Origin of the sequence: Mucilaginibacter metallidurans, from assembly GCF_003286435.2 — a bacterium.
Lineage (GTDB): Bacteria > Bacteroidota > Bacteroidia > Sphingobacteriales > Sphingobacteriaceae > Mucilaginibacter > Mucilaginibacter gossypii.
In genome coordinates this window covers 5,672,850-5,694,982 of sequence record NZ_CP043449.1, presented here as the reverse complement: position 1 = coordinate 5,694,982, position 22,133 = coordinate 5,672,850, and the positions used below count along the sequence as shown (strand labels likewise).

Genomic DNA, 22,133 nt, shown 5'->3' with positions numbered 1-22,133 from the left:
TTTATTCGTCATTCAGTTCTTTAAATGAAAAATGATGACGTTGAACGGAATGTGCTTCAGCTTTGATCTGTACAGCATTTATCGTATAAACGCCTACTGATTCGATGATCAATTTTAAGGATACCTGTCTTTCGTCAGTATTGGGATTATACGGGTATATATAAAAAGACCCAGGAGCCAAAGGAGGTAAATCTTCCCGAATGTTCGAGTTGGTCTCAGGAACGGGTTCTTCTTCTCTTTCATAGACCGTATATGACCGATATTCTTTTTCTGCATCTACATGGAGATTATGATGAATGAGACCACACCATTTCGGCGCAAGCTGACCCACTGTTTCGGGGCAAACTGACCATGGTATTTCGGGGCAAACTGACCCACCAAAACGCATAGCAAATGCTGTAGAAGCAACCATCTTTTGAGGGCAAAAGACCCGTTCTAAGATGGCCAATTTGACAATCAGCATGAGTAAGATTAGAAAGATTTTAAGGATGAACAGCCAGGGTCGCAGCACGCGATTTATAGCTGCCCAGATTGAATCATCCCGGAATACCGTAAGAAAGTACCTGGCGGTCCTTAAGAAGAGCGGCTTTACCTTTGAAGAAGTTAATAACCTGAATGATAAGGAACTGGAAGACCTTTTCGGCAAGACCAGAGAAAACAACCAGCCAAGCAGCCGTATGCAATCCATGCTGCGCTGCTTTCCACACGTTGATAAAGAGCTCAAAAAGACCGGGATGAACCGGCAGCTCCTGTGGGAAGCTTATATCAAAGAGTTTCCCGACGGCTATAAGTATACCCAGTTTTGCACGTATTACAACCAATGGAAGACCAGGGTCAACCCGACCATGCACATGGATCACAAGGCCGGGGACAAGCTATACGTCGATTTTGCGGGTGAAAAGATGAACTATACGGACAAGGAAACCGGTGAAGTCATTGAAGTAGAAGTCTTTGTAGCAATCCTTGGTGCCAGCCAGCTCACCTACGTAGAGGCTGTTATGAGCCAGCAAAAGGAAGACTTTATAGCGGCCTGCGAGAATACTTTGCACTTTATCGGCGGCGTTCCTGCCGCCATTGTACCGGATAACCTGAAAGCGGCTGTAACCAAAAGCAGCCGCTATGAACCAACCCTTAACGAAACGTTTGAGGACTTCGCCGACCATTATGGGACTACCATTCTACCAGCGCGGGCGTACCGCCCGCGTGACAAGGCATTAGTAGAAGGCGCCGTTAAGATCATTTATACCAAGGTATACGCCCCTTTAAACAAGCATATCTATCATTCTTTATCAGAACTCAATACGGCGATCCGGCAAGCTCTGGAAGTCCATAACAGCCAGTTGCTCAAGGGGCGCAATTACAGCAGGAAACTACAGTTTGAAGAGATCGAGCGCCAGACCCTGGCACCGCTGCCGGTATTGCGTTACCAGTTCAAAAAGCACTTCTATGCCAGGGTGATCAAAAACGGCCATGTCAATCTCGGCCCTGATAAGCACTATTACAGTGTGCCTTACCGCTTTATTGGCAAGCGGGTTAAGCTGTTATATTCCCGTACCATTGTAGAGATCTACTCCAATTATGAGCGTATCGCTTTGCACCCGCGCGAAAAGAACCCCTATGGTTATACGACCGACAAAGAACACATGGCCAGTGCCCACCGCTTCAAAAGCGACTGGACGCCAGATATGTTCCTCAATTGGGCGGCCTCCATCCACGAGGATGTCAGGTTATATATCCTTCAGATACTGGAGCGTAAACAACACCCCGAACAGGCTTACAAGTCCTGCCTGGGAGTACTTGGCTTTGCAAAAAAAGCAGGGAACGACCGGTTAATAATGGCCTGTCAGCGAGGGCTCAGTTATGGCCTTTATAGCTATAAAACGATACAAACCATATTGGAAAACAAGATGGACAACTATGAGGAAAGCATATTTGCCGATGAGCTGCCCATGCCTGATCATGGTAATATCCGGGGAAAAGACTATTACAAATAACCATTTAAAACAACAATAACATGAACACAAGCACCTTAGACAAACTGCGGAAGATGAAGTTCTTCGGCATGTTCCATGCCTTTAAAAGCAGCATGGAAACCGGTAAAACAAACGATTACACGGCAGATGAACTGCTGGCCCACCTGGTAGATGCAGAATGGGACGACCGGCAGAACAGGCGTATTGAACGCACCATCCTATATGCCCGGTTCCGCTATAAAGCTTCAATTGAAGATGTTCACTATCATGCTGACCGAAGTATTGACCGCAACCAGATCATGCGCCTGGCGGATTGTACGTTTGTTGACCGCTTCGAGAACCTGCTGATCACCGGGAGTACAGGTATCGGTAAAAGCTATATTGCTTCTGCTGTGGGCTACCAGGCCTGTGTATTGGGCTACCGGGTATTGTACACCAGTACGCCCAAACTATTTGCCAAGCTCAAGATGGCCAAGGCCGACGGCTCCTATATGAAAGAGCTGGCTAAGATCGAACGCCAGCAACTGCTCATACTCGACGACTTTGGTATCCAGCCATTTGATGCACAAAGCAGGGCGGCACTAATGGAGATCATTGAAGACAGGCACGGAAAGACCTCGCTGATCATTACTTCGCAGCTGCCGGTCAGTAAATGGTTTGAGGTGATCGGTGAAAAAACGATTGCTGATGCTATCCTGGACCGGATCGTTCATGATGCACACCGTATCGAGCTAAAGGGGAATCTATGAGAAGAAAACGTAACGTAGAACCGGAAAACAGCCACTAATGAAATTACCTTTTAAATAACTATTTTTGTACGTGCTTTTATAGCATTTGCTGCAACCCAAAAGTCAGCTAACCCCTGGGTCAATTTGGCCCGAAACAGGGTGGTCACTATCTCCATAATATACAACCAGCTAAAGATATCGAGTTAAAGCCCGCCCATATCTGGGCTTTCCTTAAATGTTTGCCATTGCTATTATTTGCCATTACCTTTCTGCTACTGGCTTGGTGGCTGTCGTATTATTTTATTCTATTCAGCCTCGCTGTAACCGGTGCGGCCTGGTACCGCATGCTATATCTGCGTAGCTATACCTTCCATGTCACCGCAGAACTCATCCGTTTGCAGCGTGGTATATTCAGCAAACGTTCTGATCAGGTAGAGATGTTCCGCATCAAAGATTACGTTGTTACCCAATCTTTCTTTCAGCAAATATTTAAATTAATGGATGTCACGCTGATAACTACCGACCTGGAAAACCACTCCGTTTATATGTTCGGCATTCCCGAATCGGACATAATTGATACCATCCGCGAGCGGGTACAACAGGCCAGGCAGGACAATCATATCTATGAAATAAATTAGATTTCGCTTGGGATATACTAACTTTATTAGTAAATTTAACTATAGAAAAGATATGAAAAATTTCATCCACCTCATCTTTACCTGCATGGTTTCTTTCTTTGCTTTTTGCGGTGCATTAAGTATGAAGGACAACCCATGGCCGGGTTTTGCAATCGCATTTGGGATCTGGGGAATATTCTTATGGCGTTACAATGTGCGTGCTAAACGCAATGCGATGAAACGCGAGTACGAAGAATGGATGTTCCGCGAATACATGCGATCAAGGTCTAACAGTCATCGTTAACACAACAATTAAAATTTTTAATGTAAATTGGCCACATTATTACAGTGCTCAACACTGTATGTGATAAGGTTTAGGTTGAAGAGTCCTGGCGGCGAGCGTTCAGGACTTTTCTATTTTTAAACCTTTCTTTTTTCCCCTTCCGGGTTAGGCTTTTTACAGCTCATTCATCTTTTTATTTTAATATCATGAATCTACATCAGGTTTGGATAGCGCCTGTCAGGCCATCTATCCGCTATACAGCCATTTGCACAGCGCCCTGGCTTTTAGTGTTTTTTATATTGACTGTCGCCGGATATTATGTGCATCCGCTGCTGATCATAGTCAGTTGGATTTCCCTTTTCGCTTTTTTCTACCACGTTCTGTTACTGCAATCTCATACCTACTTAATTACTCCCGAATATTTTTTGATTAGTAAAGGCCTGCTGAACAAGAAAGTGGAATGGGTGGAACACCTACAGGTAAAGAACTACGATATTCACCAGAACTTTTACATGCGCCTGGTTGATGTCGTTAGTGTCACAATTACCGTTAATGAACAATCTGAGGCCCAGTTCACGTTAAGAGGAGTTAGCCTTGCAAAGATGAAAATTGCATTCAGCGGCATCATTGATTTTTTGGAGGTGCGCAAAAACTATTATCAAAATATGCTTGATGCCGCAGAAGCTCTGGCCGGTAAAGCCAAAGCGGAAGGCTTACTGTAACGAATGCTTTGTTAATTTGGATCAGATCCATGCTACTAAGGGACATTCCCAGTGTCCCCGCACCAACTAAAGGTGTCTTTAACCTTAGCCAGTTACAACATCGCTGGCTAAGGCTACCTGATCACATATGGATTATGCGCTATGCTGCAACCTCATTCCATAATCACGTTAAGAAAACCTTCTTAACGCATCCACATCAAAATTTAATAAGGTGAATAAATTTGAGGGCTTAGATATTCTACGTAAGACAGATCTTACCGTCGAAGAAATAAAGGGCCATCCCGCATTCGCCAAACTCGAGGAAAGTCAAATCGCAGACTTTCTGCTTACCATCAAAACCATTACAGAAATCGCCTTCAGATGCGCCGATATTTCCGAAAAAAACCTTGGAAAACCCCCTGAAAATGGCGAAATTTAACCTATATAAAGCTTTTTAAAGCATTCTGGCATGATTGAAATTTCTCCATTTGACACCTTTGCAAAAGGTACTATAACATCAAATAAGGTACGTGGTACAAACTGCGTGATTTATACACGAGTAAGCAGTCGGGAACAGGCTGACAATTTGAGTTTGGGTACGCAGCTTAAAGGTTGTAACCAATATGCCGAGCGATTAAAATACAAAGTACTTGCCCAATTTGGAGGCACTTATGAAAGCGCTGAAAATGATGAGCGTAAGGAATTCATCGCCATGTTGGCCTTCGTAAAGAAGTCAAAGGAAAAGGTATCATATATCTTAGTTTATAGCCTGGAACGTTTTTCAAGAAATGACAATTCAATCTGGTTAAGCGGCGAGTTAAGAAAGCTGGGTATAGAAATAGTTTCAGTTACTCAGCCAATAGACACATCAAGCGCATCCGGACAGATGCAACAAAAGATGCTGTTCTTATTCGGTGAGTTTGATAATCAGTTAAGAAAGCAAAAATGTACCGCCGGGATTAAAGAAATGCTGCTCCGCGGCGATTGGCCTACCGCGGCACCGCTTGGTTTTGATATCGTACGCAGTAACGGGGTTCGCAAGATTGTTGTTAATCATAAAGGGAAGCTCTTGCGGGAGGCATTTGAGATGAAAGCGCAATACAATCTTTCCAATGAAGCCATCCGTCAAAAATTAAATGACAAAGGGCTAAAATTAAACCATCAAAGGATCTCTGAAATTTTTAGAAACCCATTCTATTGTGGGTTAATGGCCCATAATATGTTAGAAGGGCGGGTTGTTGAAGGCAATCAAGAGAAATTAATATCAAAAGCCACCTTTTTAAAAGTAAACGGAATCTTAGATCAAAATGCTCATGGATACTCTTTAAAAGAGGAGAATAATGCAATTCCTTTGAAAAGATTTACTAAATGTGCGGAATGCGGTAAACCTTTAACAGGTTACTTAATGCGCAAAAAGAACATTCATTATTACAAATGTAAAACGCTTGGATGTAATACCAACAAAAATGCTTCGTCATTGAATGAGACGTTTTATAAATTATTAAATAATTTCACTTTGAACTTAGACAATGATTTTTTAAAACTCATCCGTCAACAAGCTATAGCAACATTTAATCAACTTTTTAAGGGAGAAGAAGAAGCTTATGTTTCTTTATCTAACCAATACAAAGAACTGGAGAAAAGGATAGGTAGGCTTGAGGAACGTTACGTAGAAGAGGAAATTAATAGTGACTTATACAATAAGTTCTTGGAGAAATATCACCAGGAAAAAGGCGAGTTAGAGCGTAAACTTTTAAACGCCTCCAAAAAAAGTTCGAACCTGGGAAATTGTATTGACATTTCCATAGAAATAGCCTCTAAAATGGCTGAAAAGTGGGTTTTAAGCGACTATGTGAGTAAGCAACAGATCCAGTCTTTGGTGTTTCCAGAGGGTATCACTTTTAGTAAGAAAAAGGAAGAAGTTCGAACTCCCCGAATAAATTCTCTTTTTTTGTATCTCACTTATCTTCAGCAACTTATAAGCAATAAAAAAAGCGGCATACCAGAATTAAACCTGGATTTTGCCGCTTTCGCCTGTTTGGTAGCGGGGAGCAGGATCGAACTGCCGACCTTAGGGTTATGAATCCTACGCTCTAACCATCTGAGCTACCCCGCCGTTTGTTTTTATGGCTCTTTTTGTGGTTAGTAAAAAGAGTGGCTTTGCTTTAAAACAAGTGGCCGTCCCTAAAAAGGTTTGCAAATATAGTAGAAATTCGTTTTCTTTAGAAAAAATGTTTCACATTTACTTTTGTTCCTGTTTTTTTAAGTGTAAACCGAATGTCCGAAAAGAAAAAATTTACCATTGAGTACGAGATTAAGTCATCTCCGCGTATCCTGTTCAGCTTCTTAAGCGAGCCTAATGGCTTGTCTCAATGGTTTGCCGATGAGGTTAATATTCGTGACCATGTTTATACTTTTACATGGGATGACGAATCGCAAAAAGCCAAACTTTGCTCAGTTAAGGAAAACAGATCCGTACGTTTTAAATGGCTCGATGATGATGCCCAGTATTATTTTGAAATGGAAATAATGCAGGATGAGCTTACCAATGATGTAGCCCTGGCCATTACTGATTTTGCAACCGAAGATGCCATCACAGAACGAAAGCAGATCTGGGATAACTCTATCGATTACCTCATAAGTGTATTGGGCGCCTGATAAAACTTTATTTTAGCTAATTTTGTACGCTGAACTGGTTTTGCACGTTAAAGGGTTTTAACTGTGCGGCTAACTGGTTTTGCCCCTGTTAATTGCAAATAGCACTAATGAAGAAGATCCACCTTTTACTCCTTAAATCATTTATAAGGCCTTTTTTGGTTACGCTTTTCATCGTGATGTTTGTGTTGCTGATGTTGTTTTTGTTTAAATACATTGACGACCTTATTGGCAAGGGCTTTGCCTGGTATACCATCCTGGAGCTCATGATGTATAATTCGGCCACCAATGTTCAAATGGCCCTCCCTTTATCCATCCTGCTCTCTACCATCATGACCTATGGCTCCCTTGGCGAAAATTACGAGCTTGTTGCTATCAAAGCGGCAGGCATTTCGTTGCGCCGGGCCATGTACCCAATGATCGTGATCATTTCCATACTTAGTATCGCGGCGTTCTTTTTTTCTGATTATATGCTGCCGGTGGCCAACCTTAAATATTATTCGCTGCTGTATGATGCCCGCAAACAAAAATCGGCCGATTTGCTGCCCGAGGGGGTGTTCAGTACCAGTTTTCCCGGCTACACAATCCGTGTAAAGCGTAAAGACCCGGACGGACAGCGGTTGTATGATATCATGATCTATAAAAAAAGTGAGAAAGGTGATAATAACAATTCGGTGATCCTGGCCCGCGAGGGCACCATGTTTCGTACCATGGGCGATAAATACCTGGTATTACGTTTAAAGGATGGGGTGACATATGAAGAAACCGCTTCCGAAAATGCCACATATAATACGAGGCAGCGCCTGCTGCGGGAGCGTTTTAAGGAAACCGAAACCAAGTTTGATCTGTCGGCATTTAAGCTCACCCGCACCAGTGAAAGTGAGTTCAAATCGGCATCTCAAATGATGAACATTAAACAGTTGAGGCATTATCTCGATTCGTCGCAACGTTCAGTAGATAGCAATGTGATGGTGAATTATAAACTGGTTACCCCATACATTAAATACTATTCAATACCTGCGCAATCAAAGGTTATTAAAAAATATAAAGAGTTTGATCCTAAAAAAGATGTTTTTCAGGGCCTTACCTTATCCGAACAGCAAATGAGCCTCAACAGTGCGGCTTCCGAAATAAGATCGATCAAGGATGTGATCAAAAACCGGAGCGACAGGTATAAAGGCGATTCGGAAGGTATCCGCAGGTATTTTGTAGAGTATCAAAAAAAATATAACCTTTCGGTAGCTTGTTTGGTATTGTTTTTAATTGGTGCACCGCTGGGCTCCATTATCCGCAAAGGTGGTTTGGGCTTGCCGGTTGTAGTTTCGGTGGTATTTTTCCTCATTTACTATATCATTACCACCATTGGCGAAAAATCGGTTAAGGGCGGCGATATTAACAAGTATTTGGGCATGTGGATTTCTATTATCACGCTGCTGCCTATCGGTTTGTTCCTCTCTTATAAAGCGGCTACAGACTCCGCCTTGTTTGATATGGAGATTTATAAACGTTTTGTAAACCGCGTGGCAGCAAAGTTTAAGCCCAAGGCAACCCGCCACGGTCATTAACGGTATATTTAATAAACGCCATATTATAAAAGCATTATCATTTTACACAAGGCCGACCCAAGTCATGGTAATATGCGTTAAATTTGATTTAGATTAAACAAGCGTTTAGGCGCTACCCAACAAGTAAGTATAGAATGTTAAACACCATACAGGAAGCGATTGAAGAAATCAAAGCAGGTAAAACAATTATCGTAGTTGATGACGAAGATCGTGAAAACGAGGGCGACTTTTTAACGGCCGCCCGCAATGCCACCCCCGAAACAATTAATTTTATGGTACGCCATGGCCGCGGCCTGGTTTGCGCCCCAATTACGGCGCAAAGGGCGCGCGAACTTGACTTGATGCCTATGGTAAGCCATAACACCACATCGCACGAAACTAATTTTACGGTTTCTGTCGATTTACTTGGGCATGGCTGCACTACAGGCATTTCTGCAAGCGACAGGTCAAAAACCACACTTGCGCTGATCGATCCGGCTACTAAACCCGAAGATCTTGGTCGCCCGGGGCATATTTTCCCGCTGATAGCTAAGGATGGCGGTGTACTGCGCCGTACCGGGCATACCGAAGCTGCTATTGATCTGGCTGTTTTAGCCGGAATGGAACCGGCCGGTGTTATCTGCGAGATTATGAAGGAAGATGGTGAAATGGCCCGTCTGCCCGATTTGCTGGAGATTGCGAAAGAATTTAACCTCAAAATAGTATCTATCAAAGATCTCATTGCTTATCGCCTGGAGCATGAGTCGATGGTAAGACGTGAAGTAGCTGTTAAGATGCCCACCGAATGGGGGGATTTTGACATGATAGCTTATACGCAGGTTGATACCGGCGAAAATCATCTTGCCCTGGTAAAAGGTACCTGGGAGCCCGGTGAGCCTATTTTGGTCCGTGTGCATAGCTCATGCGTTACCGGCGATATTTTTGGCTCATGCCGTTGCGATTGCGGTCCGCAGTTGCATAAAGCAATGGAGATGATCAGCAAGGAAGGTAAGGGCGCTATTGTTTATATGAACCAGGAAGGCCGCGGCATTGGCCTGATCAATAAATTAAAGGCCTATCATTTACAGGAAAACGGTTATGATACTGTTGACGCTAACCTGAAGCTGGGCTTTAAGATGGATCAGCGCGATTATGGCATCGGTGCACAGATCCTGCGCAGCCTCGGTATCACCAAAATGCGTTTGATGAGCAATAACCCCAAAAAACGTGCAGGCCTTATCGGCTACGGTTTGGAAGTTGTTGAAAACGTACCTATCGAAATAGCCTCAAACCCTCATAACGAAGCTTACCTGCGCACCAAACGCGACAAGATGGACCATGCCATTATGCGGGATCATTGATCGTTATAAGCTAAAAGCGAAAGGCTGAAAGCCTAAAGCGAAATAAATAATTTATAGTAAAAGGCTTAAAGCGATCTGCTTTAAGCCTTTTACTATTCAATGTATTTGTGCAGGAAAGCTTTTGGCTCTAAGCCTGCAGCTCTACTGGTCCTCATCTTCATCGGGTCTGGTTGCCGGTGTAGTAATTGATGATGGGATAGGAGCGGGGTTAACCGGTGCGTTTTTGCGGCGGCCCTGTCTAAATATGTTCCGGATAAACTCGCCGAAGGTGTCAAAGTCACGCTGGTAAACCAAACCTAATCCGTTTACATACTGTGGTGCCAACACATCTGTAAGGCTGCTTAGTGTTACGTTGTTTAACGCCCTGTAAGAGTATCTTGCCGTTAGGTTGCCATCTCGGCGTATTTTGTATAAGGCCTCAAAGTCTTTGGTAAGGCTGTTAAAGCGTTGGTTAAACAGGTTGCTGTTGTTATTATTAAAAATATCATTTGAGCCATTATTACTAAATAAGCTTCCGTTAAATGTAAGTCTGTCGCCATAAAACCTGAACGATGCGCTTGCTTCATTTAATGAGCGAATGTTCAAATCAAAATATTTAATGTTCGATTGCGAAATCAGGCTGTTAAGCTTGTTAAATGCAAATTCGCTCACCGCCTCGCCGGCTGTACCCAGCACCTGGTTGGTTAAGTTATTACTGTTTGAGGTAAAGTTACGGCGAACGATAATGCTGATAGCCTGCTGGCTCCGGTTATTGGCATCGGCAAGGTAAGTCGCCAGATCGTCCTTAACAGATGGATCGGTAGGAAAGTTAAAGTCGAAATCAATATTAGGTTGTAACAGTGATTTGGTCAGGATCAGTTCGGCCTGTACCAAAGTTTGCTGCCCCGAGGTAGGAGTTTGCAGGCCTGCGGCAGTATACAGCGGCGCTTTACTGGTACGGACTTCATACAAGGCTTTAAGGTTTATTTCCGCGTTTGAAGGGTTGCCCGTCCACCGGATGGTGCCGCCCTGGCTTACCGTAAAGTTTTTACTGATAAAGTTTTTGGCAGTAAATTCAAACTTACCTGATGATATTAAAAAGTCACCGTACATCTCAAAATCGCCCAGGCTGTTAATATTCAATTTTAAATTACGGGCAACGCCGCTGCCTTCAAGCTGGCCATAATCAGTAGCTATTTTTACAATAGTTTTTTCATCGGCGCTTAAATCAAAGTTTAGGGTAACACCGTTGAAAGCACGCTCTTTGGCAACAACTTTAGCGGTGTCACTATGGCTTACAAATTTAATGAAATCGTAATCATTGGCGGTTGACGAGGTATTAAGGGGGATATTGAAAACGGTACCTGCATTGGTGCTGGCGGTAATATCAATCTTCATGTTATCAACCGGGCCATTAAAGCTGAAAGTACCTGTGCCATAAGCTGTACCATAATAAAGGTGATTGTCCTTGAATGTGGTATTCAGGGCCATCAGGTTATTGGCTTTAAGGGTTACATCAATATCCGGGTTGGATAGGTTATTGAGGTTTACGGTACCATTGGCGGTTCCGGTACCTTTGTGAATGTCTTTCAAAACCATATCCTTAATGCTGATAATGCTGTTGTTGACATCCAGCTTGTTATTAACCGTATAAGCTGTTTTTAAATAATTAACGGTAAGGCCGGTGTTAACAAGTGTAACTGTACCGTTAAGTTGTGGGTTTGAGGGCTTGCCGGTAAGTTTGAGGTCGGTTGAAACATGGCCTTTTATATCCGAAACAAGGTCTTTAATAAAAGGCTCAAATATAATAGCTTCGGTTTGGTTCATCTTGATATCAAAATCAAGGTTATCATCAGTCTCTTTGCCAAACGAGTAGGTGCCGCCAATGTTCATGGTTTCCAGGCCGCGGTTAATGATATTCATATTAACATCGGCCTGCTTGCGGTCGTTACCAAGTGTGGTAACCAGTTTTACATTGCCCACCAATGTCTTGTTCATGACAAGCGAATCGACAGTTAAATGCGAATCAACCCCCGGGGATTTGAGCACCGAGGTCAGTTTAACGTCACCATCCAGGTAGCCTTTTAAGTTTACCCCCGAAGTGCGCGTGAGCTGGTTAAACGTACGCATGTTAAATTTCTGGAACGAGAGCTTTAACTGATCGGCGGGGTTATCGGATATAAAACCATCGATAAATACTTTTTGCGGCCCGTTTGAAAGTTCAAAGCCCGATACCTGTGTTTTGCCGTCCAGTAAACGGATGCGCACCTGCTCCTGGATCTTCCATTTCTCTTTTTCCAGTATCACGTCTGATGGCAGCAGTTTCAGTTTGGCCGTAGTATCGCGGCCAAATTCAACCAGGCCGTAAAGGTCCAGCTGGTTAACAGCGTTTTTATCGGAGAGCTTAACGTTAAAGTTAAGGCTGTCGTTTTTCAGGAAGTTGGTAATGTTGATATCCTTGATAAAAAGACTGTCGGTTAGGTCAACCCTCCTCAGGGACACGTTGAGGCCCAGCAAACTATCGGTAGTGTTTTCGTCAATAATAAAATCATGGAAAACTGTTTTGCCGTATTTAAGCGTTTTGATATAGCCCGATAGCGTAGCCGTTTTCTTTTCCGAGTTAAACTGCCCAACAAAAGTTCCCTGGTCGGGGATTTTCAGATCGGGCAGGAAAATCGCTGTAAGCGGATCGAGGTTTTTAAGGTTGAGATTAAAATCAAACTCCTCCGGCTTAGGCGGCACTATAGTTGTTTTTATAGAAGGGATATACTTTTTAACGATGGTTTTAAAATACGAAGGCAACGTTGCAAGATCGTATTTGCCCTTGATGCTACCATCGGCAAAGTCAGATTTTAAAGCGATGGTGCGGTTATTACCTATTCCTTCTGCTGATAGGTAAAGCGAGTCAACCGCGTAATTATTCCGCGGATTGATCACCCTTGCCGGCGAAAACAGGATGTTCCCTTGCAAATTGGCCAGGTCATCGCCTTTAAACTGGGTTTTAAGCAGCGTGCTTACAGTTAAAGTATCTTTGGTAAAACCAAGCTTGTTCAGGTTAGCGTCCCTGATATCGGCAGTTAAATCATAAGTTGGCAAAGCGGGATTAAGGTTAACCTTGCCTTTAAGGTCAAGCTTTATGTTCCTGTCGTTTATGGTAATATGAGCGTTGGCCAGCCTGTTTATAAAACTGCCGTTAAGTGTAAGCCTGTTATAGGTGTAGTTATTATAGGTGACGGATGCGATTTTGGCATCCACTTTTTCAGTAAGGCTTTTCAGCGCGTCGCCGCTGCCCTGTATGTTTGAAGTAAAGGTGGCCCTGCCCAAGTCGCTTTGATCAAGCAGGGTGCCCAGGTCAAAAGCATAGGCGTTAACCCTGCCGCTGTAGCTTGGACGGCCATTTTTATCAATTTTAAGGTTGATGTCAGAATCAAAACGACCGAGTGCAGTTTTGAAAACACCATAAGCAACAAAATCATTCTGTGAGCCGGTAAACCTGCCGGTAAAATTAAAGTTGCCGAATTTGGAAAGTATGGCTGGGGCCTTTTCTGTAGGCGTTCCCGAAAAATGGCTGATCAGGTAATCAAGGTCTTTTTTGTTGGAGGCAACCTGGTCAAATTTTAGCTCAAGGAATGCGTTGTCCCAATCGGTAAGGTTGTGCAGGTTAAAATCGCCTTTAACAAAAGTGGCCTGCCCGCCGGTAATGGTCACTTTTTTGGCTTTGAGGTTGTTCACATAACCTTTGGCCTGCCCGTCAATACCCAAATCAAAACTCACTTTTTCTAATGAACTGGTAAAGTAGGAAATATCTGATGACGAAATGTGTGACGATTTAAAGCTGGCATCCATGTGCACCTTGTTTTCAAAATCATCAAAATCATCAAACGATTTAAACTTCATCCTGAAATAATCCTTCAGGTCTGATCGGGGTGTTTGAATGGCCAGGTGCCTTAGTAAAATTTGATTGGTATCTATTGTAGCGTCCGATGCGAAGTGTTTTACGGTGAACCCGCTTTTTTCATGCAGGCTTAGGCTTTTTATATTGGCTTTAAACAGGTGGTTCTTTAAATCCATACCCTGTATCAACGTGCTGAAATGCTGAACATCCAGGTCGTTAAAGTTAACCCCGGCTATTACCGTATCGCGCAGGCTGTTCTTGTACCTGAAATGAAAGTTATTGATAGCAATGGTTCCAAAATTTAGCGTCCAGGGTTTGTTTTGGTTTTTTTTGGTGGTATCCGCCGAATTAAAATAATCTATAACAAATTGCAGGTTGGTAGTACTGTCTTTTTGTTTTTTGAGATAGAAGGAGCCATTATCCAGTTCGATATTGGAAAAGTTGATGGTACGGCGTTTAATACTTCTGAAAAGATAAAAACCCTCAATATCAACAGCTAATCGGGGTGTGCTTAGTAAAGTGTCCCGCTTCTTATCCAAAATATAAAGCCCCTCAATTACCACCGAGCGAAATGGCCTGAGGTAAAGGCTTTTAATCCCAACCTTGGTTTTCAATTCGCCGGCAAGGTAAGCTGCTGCTTTTTTGGCAGCCCAGGTTTGTACCGGCTTAAACTGAAATGTGAGCAAAAGTATGCTCAATGTCAATAAAATGAACAATACCAGGCCCAGGAATATTTTGAGTACTTTTTTAATAACTTTGCACCTTTAAATAAATTAATGATTTAGTGATTTAGCGAATTCATTACTATTCCTCTACAATTTTGCAGAAAGATGGTTTGCCGCTAAATGATAAATCACTAATTCGCTAATTCAATAACTCAATAATTAATTAAACACGTGCCCGTAATTTTAGGAATCGAATCATCATGTGATGAAACCTCAGCTTCGGTTTGTGTTGATGGCGTGATCATGAGCAATGTTATTGCCAATCAAACCATACACGAGGCCTATGGAGGCGTGGTCCCGGAGTTAGCCTCAAGGGTTCATCAGCAAAATATTGTTCCGGCTGTTCAGCAGGCGTTATTAAACGCAAAAGTAAGCAAAAATGATATTGATGCGGTAGCTTTTACACGCGGTCCCGGACTTTTAGGCTCGCTTTTAGTAGGTGTGTCATTTGCAAAAGCCTTTGCCTTAGCAAAAGGCATCCCGCTTATTGATATCAACCATATGCAAGCGCATATCCTGGCGCATTTCATCGGCGATAAAAATCCCTCGTTCCCTTTCCTTTGCCTCACCGTATCCGGCGGCCATACGCAAATTGTGCTGGTGAAAGATTATTTTGATATGGAGATCATAGGGCAAACCCTTGACGATGCCGCCGGCGAAGCCATGGATAAAACCAGTAAAATTTTAGGCTTGCCTTATCCCGGCGGACCGCTCATTGATAAATATGCACGCCAGGGGAACCCTGATGCTTATAAGTTCCCGGAGCCGCAGATCCCGGGGTATGATTTTAGCTTTAGTGGCCTGAAAACTTCCATTCTGTATTTTATCCGCGATAACGTAGCTCAAAACCCTGATTTTGTTAGCCAGAACATGGCCGATATTTGCGCATCTGTAGAAAAACGGATCGCTACCATCTTGCTTAACAAACTGCAAAAAGCAGCGCAGGCATATGGCATTAAAGATATAGCTTTGGCAGGTGGCGTATCGGCCAATACAGGCTTAAGGTTAGGACTGCAGGCCATGGCCGAACAAAATGGGTGGAACAGCTTTATCCCTATAATGGAATACTGTACTGATAACGCCGCCATGATTGCCATAGCAGGCTATCATAAATACCTTAAAGGCGAGTTTATAGGGCAGGACGTTGCCCCGATGGCAAGGATGGCTTTTTAGCCCCCCGGCCCCCTAAAGGGGGAGGTATGGCTGAAGCTTAGTATAAAGATGATATTATAAAAATAAATAACACATTAACATTCCCCCTTTAGGGGGTTAGGGGGCATATGAACGCATCAGGATATATTTTTTACATTGTTTTTGTTATTCCGCTAATAGCAGCGATGGTTTGGCTTATGCGCCAGGATAAGAAAAAAGGGAAGATCGGGCTTGTAGTGCTGGCGGTTTTGGTGGTAGGGGTCTTGATTTACGTTTATCTTAACCGCGACGCTTTGAATGGCGTACGGCCATAAGCTTAAAGCGCAGCGGGCTAACCATTTGCTGTCATCTTTTCATATTCCCTGATCAGTTTTTTGGTGGCCCTTGCAAGGTAAGCTGTTATTAACAGGTGCTTCAGATCGCCGGGTGAAACGGTTTCGAGGCTCACCAGCATGTATTTATAATTTTGGTAATGCGGGGTAATGAAAAAGGTATGCGGGTCAAGCGCCATCCATTTTTCGCGCTCGGTGGTGTAAATAGCCAGTTGCTCATCCTTTTCATGTATGTTGGCGAAGATCTTATCGTTAACGTAAAATGCAGGATGCTCAAAGTGCATTTTATGGGTAACACCCGGCAGCGGCAACAAGGTGCTTTTCATAAACTGAAAAAAAATATACATATCGGTAGCCATACTTAAAGTTAACAAGTTTTCTCCATGGCATCCAATAAAACAGTAATTTCGGGTGAAAACAGGATTGGCCATGAACAGCAATAACCTCCGGAAATTATACGGCGATATCGATATCTATTTATTCGACCAGTTATTAAAAGGGCGTTTTGACGATTGCCGCACTATACTTGACGCAGGTTGCGGCGAAGGGCGAAACATAGCTTATTTTTTGCAAAACGGCTTCAAGGTTTATGGTATTGATCAAAGCGAGTATGCTGTTGAACTGGCCAAACGGCTATCCGCCGATCTGTGCCCTGATCATTCGCCTGATAATTTTAAACGGTGTACTGTTGAAGACTTGCCTTTTGATGACCGACAGTTTGACCTGGTAATTTGCAGCGCCGTGTTGCATTTTGCTAATGATGCCGAGCATTTTGACAATATGGTGCGCTCACTGTGGCGCGTACTGAAACCAGGCGGTTATTTCTTTGCAAGGCTTGCATCTGATATCGGCATTGAAACATTGGTACAACCTTTAGGCAATTACCGCTACCTGCTGCCCGACGGCTCCGAACGATTTTTGGTAAATGAAGGCATCCTGCTTGAATATACCCGTGAACTGGGCGCTCAACTTTATGAACCTATAAAAACCACCAACGTGCAAAACCTGCGCTGTATGACAACCTGGTGCATGCAGAAGCAGTAATCATAATTAACTGCTGAAGTTTTCTCTCCGTCTACGTCATTTTGCTGTTCATCGATACAATGTTGCCATGTATCGATACAGTAAGTGTTAACAACAATTTCGTCCGAAATATTTGCGTTAAGCTTTCAATAACGGTTTACACAACAATTATTATTAACGCTTAACACACCACCTTATGATTATTCTGCTTTGCGGGTTATCCGGATCAGGTAAAACCACCCTTGCTCAACATGTTAAAATGAGGTTATCTGATACTGATATCCCTGTTGAAATTATTGATGCTGATGTATACCGTCAAAAGCTGTTCCCTAACCTGGGTTACACCAGGGAAGACCGTTTTGAAAATATCCGCAGGCTCGGTTTTATTGCCGGTAAATTATCCGGGCATGGTGTGGTGACTATTGTCAGCGCTATAAACCCATATGATGTGATCCGCCGTGAACTGATAGCGACTTACCCTGATGTGAAGCTGATCCATATTGATTGCCCGGTTAAAACGCTGTTGCAAAGGGATACCAAAGGCCTTTACAAGCGCGCGTTATTGCCCGAGGGGCATCCGGACAAGGTAACTAACCTAAGCGGTGTTAATGACCCTTTCCAAATCCCGTCATCGCCTGATTTGTATATCAACACCCATATTACCAGGCAGACCGAAGCAACCGAAATGTTGGCAGGTTTTATTCTTGACAACTATCAGCAGGAGCAAATTAAGCAACTACAGCCAGCCGGCCGTTATTAACCAAGCTATGATCAATACAACAGTTAAATTCACGCCCCGGCAAACGTTAATTATTGCGGGGATGCACCGTTCGGGTACATCGCTTATAACCAATTGGTTAAACCGCTGCGGCCTGCAAATTGGCGAGCGCTTATGCGGCAGCGGTACAGGCAATGTTGATGGCCACTTTGAAGATCTGGAGTTTTTGAAGCTGCATGAAGAGATCCTTGATCGTAACAGTTTGGAAGTATCGGGGCTAACCGATACCCGGGATATTGAGGTGCCGCTTTATCAACTTGAAAAGATGAAGGCAGTAATTGGCATTAAACAGCAGCTTTATGACCAATGGGCCTGGAAAGACCCGCGTACCTGCCTTTTTTTGGATACTTATGCAAAGCTGCTGCCAGGCGCCAGGTACCTGGTGGTTTTGCGTAATTACCAATCGGTGGTTAGCTCATTACTCAGGCGCGATTTTGTATCCGTTGATCAAAAGTACATGGCCCGTAAATATATTCAGCGCCAGGTATGGACTCATTTCAGACGGCCACGCAGGTTGAAAGCATTTTACCATGACCATGCCGAAAGCTATTTAAAAGTATGGATCAATTACAATGAAGCAATATTGAAAATGCTTAAAAAGCTGAAGCCCGATGATTACCTGGTAATTAACTATTCGCAGTTGCTTGAAAACGACAGCGAAGTTTTTTCGTTTTTAACCGGCAAATGGAAGTTTGCACTCAATTATTTCGATTTTAAGGACGTGTATAAGCAGGAGCTGATGAACAAAGCAGACGATATCAGCGAGTTTGTTACCGATAAAACATTGCTGATAAAAGCAACCTACCTGCTAAAACGTTTAGGCAGCTATATGCGGGGCAGTGAAAGTTTTCCGGGGAGGGAGGAGTAGTTTTCTAAACAGGGTAAGGCCGTAGTGCTTGATATTGCCGTGAAAATTTGTTATATTATAATATGAATATTATAACAGAATTTTACCAACAGGCCCTTGAACACTGGCCAAAAACCGGGCAACATATTCTTGCTCATCAAATAAATGAGGAAATTGTAGTTTACCAGGCTTACAAAAAAAGTATTGCCCGCTTCGCTGCCGAAAACCAGTTTTTAGGCGGGAATGAATACAGCTACAATCGCATGTCGTGGATTAAGCCTAATTTTTTGTGGATGACGTACCGCTGCGGCTGGGCCGAAAAGGAAAACCAGGAAAGTGTGCTGGCTTTATGGATAAGCAAAAAAGATTTTGAGTCTATTTTAAATGAAGCTGTGATCTCGTCCTTTAATCCCAGTTACCATGATAACCACGAACAATGGCGGGCTGATCTCGACCAAAGGGAAGTACGCCTGCAATGGGATCCCGATCATGACCCATATGGGCATAAGCAGGAACGCCGCGCTATACAGTTAGGCTTAAAAGGAGGGTTACTTGAAAACTTCGGAAAAAAACAAATTATCCGCATTGAGGATATCACCGGTTTTGTTAAACAACAGAAATCCCTGTTGGATAGTGGCAGGCTTGATGAATTGCGGGTACCGGTTGAAAGGGTTTACAGAACTATTGATAACGCCTTGAATAAAAGGGTAGGGATCACTCCATAAGCGACAATATCAAATCTATATCTTGATTAGGCAAATACCTAAACTTCTTTGCATCAGGTACCATGTAAATAGCAGCATTTCTTTGTACTGCCCAGGCCCGGACCCTAAACCGGGGAAAATACTGATCTCTTTGCTGGCGCATTTAGCACGTCAAATAAACTTCCCGATGATTTTGTGAAAAATGTTCATGGTTAGCTTAGAAGCCTATATTTTAAAACCTTATTTGTAATTAATCTAAATAAATATAACTTTGCGCCGGTTCCGGGCCCTGGTGCACTCTGTAGCCCGGATCAGTTAATACTGATCCTTTAATCAATTCATTATTAAGTAAAATATGCATTTTACATTTACCCCTATTCTTGCTTCCGGTAAGCCGGCCATAACAAATGTTTCTTCAAATTTTAAAGTAGTGATGAAAATAGCTTTTAGCTTCATGCTGACGATGCTGTTTTTAAACTACAATGCAACTGCGCAAACCGGCACAGGAACTGTAAAGGGTACTGTAAAAACGGCCGATGGTAAGGCTGCGGAGTTTGTCAATATTTTTTTAACAAATACTAAGTTTGGTGCTACTACTGGGCAAAGCGGTCATTTTACTATTAAGAATATTCCGGCTGGCCCATACACTGTTGTTGCAAGCTTTATCGGCCTGCAAAGTCAAACCAAAGAGATTACTGTTAGTGCAGGTGAAACCACCACAGTAGGTTTTGTTTTAACCGAAGGGGCAAAAGACCTGCAGGAGGTTTATGTGAAAAGCGCCAGGCACAACAAATTCCTGAAGAAAGAAACTGAAGATGTTGCCCGCCTGCCGCTGAAAAACCTTGAAAACCCGCAGGTATACAGTGTAGTTACCAGCGAACTGATGAAAGAACAAATTGTAACCAGTTATGCAGATGGTTTTAAAAATATCCCGGGTACGGGTGTGCCATTAGTATATAATAACGGGCGTACTACCTTGTTATCAAGAGGTTTTGTTACCGGCAACTTTATCCGTAACAGCGTGGCGGGGTATAATTTTAATAGTATCGATCCTGCCGATATTGAAAAGATAGAAGCTATAAAAGGCCCTACCGGTACACTGTTCAATAGCAGCCTGGCTTCATTCGGTGGCTTGTTTAATCGTGTTACCAAACAACCCAATGAAACACCACGTACCGAAATCGCTTACCAAACGGGCAGCTTCGATCTCAACCGCCTTACGGCCGATGTTAACATGCCTTTAAATAAGGATAAAACCGTATTGTTCCGCGTTAACGCGGCGCTGCACAACGAGCACAGTTTCCAGGACGCGGGCTTTAACCGCGGTTTTTTTGTAGCCCCCAGCATAACCTACATCATTAATGATCGTTTATCGGTTGATGTTGACGCCGAAATAGGTAACTCGAACGCTACTTCGGCCTACAGGCTTGCCCCGGATATCAAAGGAAAGACCTATAATGTTAAAGATCTGGGCATCAACTATAAACGTTCTTTCGGTAACAATAGCGTTGATTACCTGAGCAGGCAAATTGATCTTTATTCATTGATCAATTACAAAATTTCGGATCACTGGAAATCGCAAACCATGTTCAATAAAACTTTTTCGACCACCAAAGGCATGGTTACGGCATTTACGCTTGTTGATAGTTCCAAACAGATAAAACGACAGGCTACCCAGGAAGATTATCCTTACTATATCACCAACGTACAGCAAAATTTTATAGGCGATTTTAAAATCGGTCAGTTCCGTAACCGCATTGTTGCAGGTTTGGAATTTTACAATCAAAAAAGCACTAATACCAATGTTACCGTAAGCACACCGGCAATAAGTTATCTTAACCCGGGAGCAGCTTATAATAGTTTTACGGCAGACAAAGTTTCGGCACTTGTAGCCGCCGCCGCTCCCAAGCCCGGCGATTATGTTCAAAACAATCAAAGTTCATATGCGGCCTATGTATCGGATGTGTTTAATATTACCGAACGGCTGAATGCCATGGCCAGCATCCGTATCGACAGGTTTGTTAACAAAGGCGCTTACACACCCGCCGATGGCAAAACCACCGGCAATTTCAGTCAAACGGCGTGGTCGCCCAAATTTGGTTTGGTTTACCATGTAGTTAAAGACCAGGTATCATTATTTGGTAATTATATGAATGGTTTTAATAATGTAAGCGCCACCAGTTTTGATAACACACCCTTTAAACCGCAATATGCCAACCAGTGGGAAGCCGGTGTAAAGGTTGATGCCTGGGATCACAAGATCAACTCGACTATCAGTTACTACGATATCTCGGTAACCAACACTACTATGGATGATCCTGCCCATCCCGGCTTTTCAACCCAGGCTGGTACTCAACTCAGCAAAGGTATCGAGGCTGAATTGATTGCTAATCCTTTTAACGGTTTCAACATTGTAGCTGGCTTTGCGTATAACAACAGCAAAATTACCGCCGCCGCTCCTGGCACAGGTCTGCAGGGTTTACGTCCTGCCAACTCAGGTCCGGCAAGGTTGGCCAACCTATGGATGAGCTATCGCATTACCCACGGTAAAGTTCAGGGTTTAGGTTTTGGAGGGGGCGGCAACTACGGAAGTGATTCGTACCAAACCAATACCGCTGCGTTTAAATTCACCATACCGTCATATACCACGGTTGATGCCACTGTGTTTTATGATCAGCCTAAATACCGCATCGGCTTTAAGCTGGACAACCTGACTAACGAAAAATATTGGTCGTTCCGTTTGGCGCCACAAAACCCAACTCGTGGTACATTAAGCATGAGTATTAAGTTTTAAAAATAATCGCATACAATTATATATAAAAGGCTTACCTCATTT

General features: G+C 43.2%; 20 protein-coding genes and 1 tRNA gene. 17 read left to right on the top strand and 4 right to left on the bottom strand.

The annotated features are described in order from the left end of the window. Position 1 precedes the first annotated feature (1 nt). A complete protein-coding gene (locus DIU38_RS24205) occupies positions 2 to 463 on the bottom strand; it encodes a hypothetical protein (protein WP_149354160.1) in 462 nt (153 codons plus the stop codon). On the opposite strand from DIU38_RS24205, the gene istA reads away from it, so the two are divergent. The 7 genes from istA to DIU38_RS34955 all read left to right on the top strand — a co-directional run bounded on the left by istA (position 462) and on the right by DIU38_RS34955 (position 6,385). Continuing rightward, positions 462 to 1,994, top strand: a complete 1,533-nt coding sequence (gene istA, locus DIU38_RS24200; RefSeq protein WP_243770679.1) for an IS21 family transposase — start codon at positions 462 to 464, stop codon at positions 1,992 to 1,994. The two genes, DIU38_RS24205 and istA, sit on opposite strands and share 2 nt — an antisense overlap. Before the next feature lie 20 nt (positions 1,995 to 2,014). Then, entirely contained in the window at positions 2,015 to 2,722 is a 708-nt protein-coding gene (istB, locus tag DIU38_RS24195) for an IS21-like element helper ATPase IstB (protein ID WP_149354026.1), read from the top strand. A 218-nt stretch (positions 2,723 to 2,940) separates the two neighbouring features. Then, on the top strand, positions 2,941 to 3,339 hold the full coding sequence (locus DIU38_RS24190) for a PH domain-containing protein (RefSeq protein ID WP_149354159.1): 399 nt from the start codon (positions 2,941 to 2,943) through the stop codon (positions 3,337 to 3,339). A 52-nt stretch (positions 3,340 to 3,391) separates the two neighbouring features. Next, positions 3,392 to 3,622: a hypothetical protein gene (locus DIU38_RS24185; protein WP_112653319.1), complete on the top strand. Its 231-nt coding sequence runs from the start codon at positions 3,392 to 3,394 to the stop codon at positions 3,620 to 3,622. A gap of 185 nt (positions 3,623 to 3,807) precedes the next feature. After that, positions 3,808 to 4,323: a PH domain-containing protein gene (locus DIU38_RS24180; protein ID WP_112653318.1), complete on the top strand. Its 516-nt coding sequence runs from the start codon at positions 3,808 to 3,810 to the stop codon at positions 4,321 to 4,323. A gap of 211 nt (positions 4,324 to 4,534) precedes the next feature. Further along, a complete protein-coding gene (locus DIU38_RS24175) occupies positions 4,535 to 4,741 on the top strand; it encodes a hypothetical protein (protein WP_112653317.1) in 207 nt (68 codons plus the stop codon). Positions 4,742 to 4,771: 30 nt separating this feature from the next. Then, positions 4,772 to 6,385, top strand: a complete 1,614-nt coding sequence (locus tag DIU38_RS34955) for a recombinase family protein (RefSeq protein ID WP_407716485.1) — start codon at positions 4,772 to 4,774, stop codon at positions 6,383 to 6,385. On the opposite strand, the gene DIU38_RS24165 is transcribed toward DIU38_RS34955, so the two are convergent. Further along, a tRNA-Met gene (locus DIU38_RS24165) sits at positions 6,342 to 6,418 on the bottom strand. The two genes, DIU38_RS34955 and DIU38_RS24165, sit on opposite strands and share 44 nt — an antisense overlap. Positions 6,419 to 6,579: 161 nt before the next feature. On the opposite strand from DIU38_RS24165, the gene DIU38_RS24160 reads away from it, so the two are divergent. The 3 genes from DIU38_RS24160 (at position 6,580) to DIU38_RS24150 (ending at position 9,862) form a co-directional block, all read left to right on the top strand. Then, on the top strand, positions 6,580 to 6,960 hold the full coding sequence (locus DIU38_RS24160; protein WP_090534561.1) for an START-like domain-containing protein: 381 nt from the start codon (positions 6,580 to 6,582) through the stop codon (positions 6,958 to 6,960). A gap of 107 nt (positions 6,961 to 7,067) precedes the next feature. Continuing rightward, positions 7,068 to 8,522: an LptF/LptG family permease gene (locus DIU38_RS24155; RefSeq protein WP_091175945.1), complete on the top strand. Its 1,455-nt coding sequence runs from the start codon at positions 7,068 to 7,070 to the stop codon at positions 8,520 to 8,522. A gap of 134 nt (positions 8,523 to 8,656) precedes the next feature. Then, on the top strand, positions 8,657 to 9,862 hold the full coding sequence (locus DIU38_RS24150; protein ID WP_112653315.1) for a bifunctional 3,4-dihydroxy-2-butanone-4-phosphate synthase/GTP cyclohydrolase II: 1,206 nt from the start codon (positions 8,657 to 8,659) through the stop codon (positions 9,860 to 9,862). Between the two features lie 141 nt (positions 9,863 to 10,003). Here the strand turns inward: DIU38_RS24150 and DIU38_RS24145 are convergent, their stop codons facing one another. Next, the gene (locus DIU38_RS24145) at positions 10,004 to 14,434 is read right to left on the bottom strand and encodes a translocation/assembly module TamB domain-containing protein (RefSeq protein ID WP_112653314.1); all 4,431 of its coding nucleotides are present in this window, start codon (positions 14,432 to 14,434) and stop codon (positions 10,004 to 10,006) included. Positions 14,435 to 14,632: 198 nt separating this feature from the next. Here DIU38_RS24145 and tsaD point away from each other — a divergent pair, with 198 nt between their 5' ends. Together tsaD and DIU38_RS24135 are read left to right on the top strand one after the other, a co-directional pair. Next, positions 14,633 to 15,634: a tRNA (adenosine(37)-N6)-threonylcarbamoyltransferase complex transferase subunit TsaD gene (gene tsaD, locus DIU38_RS24140; protein WP_112653313.1), complete on the top strand. Its 1,002-nt coding sequence runs from the start codon at positions 14,633 to 14,635 to the stop codon at positions 15,632 to 15,634. Between the two features lie 107 nt (positions 15,635 to 15,741). Next, positions 15,742 to 15,927, top strand: coding sequence for a hypothetical protein (locus tag DIU38_RS24135; protein ID WP_091176516.1), 186 nt, complete (start codon positions 15,742 to 15,744; stop codon positions 15,925 to 15,927). Positions 15,928 to 15,944: 17 nt separating this feature from the next. On the opposite strand, the gene DIU38_RS24130 is transcribed toward DIU38_RS24135, so the two are convergent. Next, positions 15,945 to 16,271, bottom strand: a complete 327-nt coding sequence (locus tag DIU38_RS24130; RefSeq protein ID WP_167516265.1) for an MmcQ/YjbR family DNA-binding protein — start codon at positions 16,269 to 16,271, stop codon at positions 15,945 to 15,947. Positions 16,272 to 16,356: 85 nt separating this feature from the next. Between DIU38_RS24130 and DIU38_RS24125 the strand changes: the two genes are divergently transcribed. From DIU38_RS24125 to DIU38_RS24105, 5 genes are all read left to right on the top strand, one after another. Further along, positions 16,357 to 16,989, top strand: coding sequence for a class I SAM-dependent methyltransferase (locus tag DIU38_RS24125; protein ID WP_243770673.1), 633 nt, complete (start codon positions 16,357 to 16,359; stop codon positions 16,987 to 16,989). A gap of 175 nt (positions 16,990 to 17,164) precedes the next feature. Continuing rightward, positions 17,165 to 17,728, top strand: a complete 564-nt coding sequence (locus DIU38_RS24120) for an adenylyl-sulfate kinase (RefSeq protein ID WP_091176522.1) — start codon at positions 17,165 to 17,167, stop codon at positions 17,726 to 17,728. Positions 17,729 to 17,735: 7 nt separating this feature from the next. Continuing rightward, positions 17,736 to 18,614, top strand: a complete 879-nt coding sequence (locus DIU38_RS24115; RefSeq protein WP_146750465.1) for a sulfotransferase — start codon at positions 17,736 to 17,738, stop codon at positions 18,612 to 18,614. A 62-nt stretch (positions 18,615 to 18,676) separates the two neighbouring features. Then, a complete protein-coding gene (locus DIU38_RS24110) occupies positions 18,677 to 19,318 on the top strand; it encodes a DUF4291 domain-containing protein (protein ID WP_112653309.1) in 642 nt (213 codons plus the stop codon). 334 nt (positions 19,319 to 19,652) lie between these two features. After that, on the top strand, positions 19,653 to 22,091 hold the full coding sequence (locus tag DIU38_RS24105; RefSeq protein WP_112653308.1) for a TonB-dependent receptor: 2,439 nt from the start codon (positions 19,653 to 19,655) through the stop codon (positions 22,089 to 22,091). The last annotated feature ends 42 nt before the right edge of the window (positions 22,092 to 22,133 follow it).

Coding starts and splice junctions, on each gene's coding strand:
- DIU38_RS24205 (WP_149354160.1), bottom strand. CDS start 463: ATGCTGATTGTCAAATTGGCCATCTTAGAACGGGTCTTTTGCCCTCAA.
- DIU38_RS24160 (WP_090534561.1), top strand. CDS start 6,580: ATGTCCGAAAAGAAAAAATTTACCATTGAGTACGAGATTAAGTCATCT.
- DIU38_RS24180 (WP_112653318.1), top strand. CDS start 3,808: ATGAATCTACATCAGGTTTGGATAGCGCCTGTCAGGCCATCTATCCGC.
- DIU38_RS24185 (WP_112653319.1), top strand. CDS start 3,392: ATGAAAAATTTCATCCACCTCATCTTTACCTGCATGGTTTCTTTCTTT.
- DIU38_RS24155 (WP_091175945.1), top strand. CDS start 7,068: ATGAAGAAGATCCACCTTTTACTCCTTAAATCATTTATAAGGCCTTTT.
- DIU38_RS24150 (WP_112653315.1), top strand. CDS start 8,657: ATGTTAAACACCATACAGGAAGCGATTGAAGAAATCAAAGCAGGTAAA.
- istB (WP_149354026.1), top strand. CDS start 2,015: ATGAACACAAGCACCTTAGACAAACTGCGGAAGATGAAGTTCTTCGGC.
- istA (WP_243770679.1), top strand. CDS start 462: ATGAGTAAGATTAGAAAGATTTTAAGGATGAACAGCCAGGGTCGCAGC.
- DIU38_RS24120 (WP_091176522.1), top strand. CDS start 17,165: ATGATTATTCTGCTTTGCGGGTTATCCGGATCAGGTAAAACCACCCTT.
- DIU38_RS24110 (WP_112653309.1), top strand. CDS start 18,677: ATGAATATTATAACAGAATTTTACCAACAGGCCCTTGAACACTGGCCA.
- DIU38_RS34955 (WP_407716485.1), top strand. CDS start 4,772: ATGATTGAAATTTCTCCATTTGACACCTTTGCAAAAGGTACTATAACA.
- DIU38_RS24130 (WP_167516265.1), bottom strand. CDS start 16,271: ATGAAAAGCACCTTGTTGCCGCTGCCGGGTGTTACCCATAAAATGCAC.
- DIU38_RS24115 (WP_146750465.1), top strand. CDS start 17,736: ATGATCAATACAACAGTTAAATTCACGCCCCGGCAAACGTTAATTATT.
- DIU38_RS24135 (WP_091176516.1), top strand. CDS start 15,742: ATGAACGCATCAGGATATATTTTTTACATTGTTTTTGTTATTCCGCTA.
- DIU38_RS24105 (WP_112653308.1), top strand. CDS start 19,653: ATGCATTTTACATTTACCCCTATTCTTGCTTCCGGTAAGCCGGCCATA.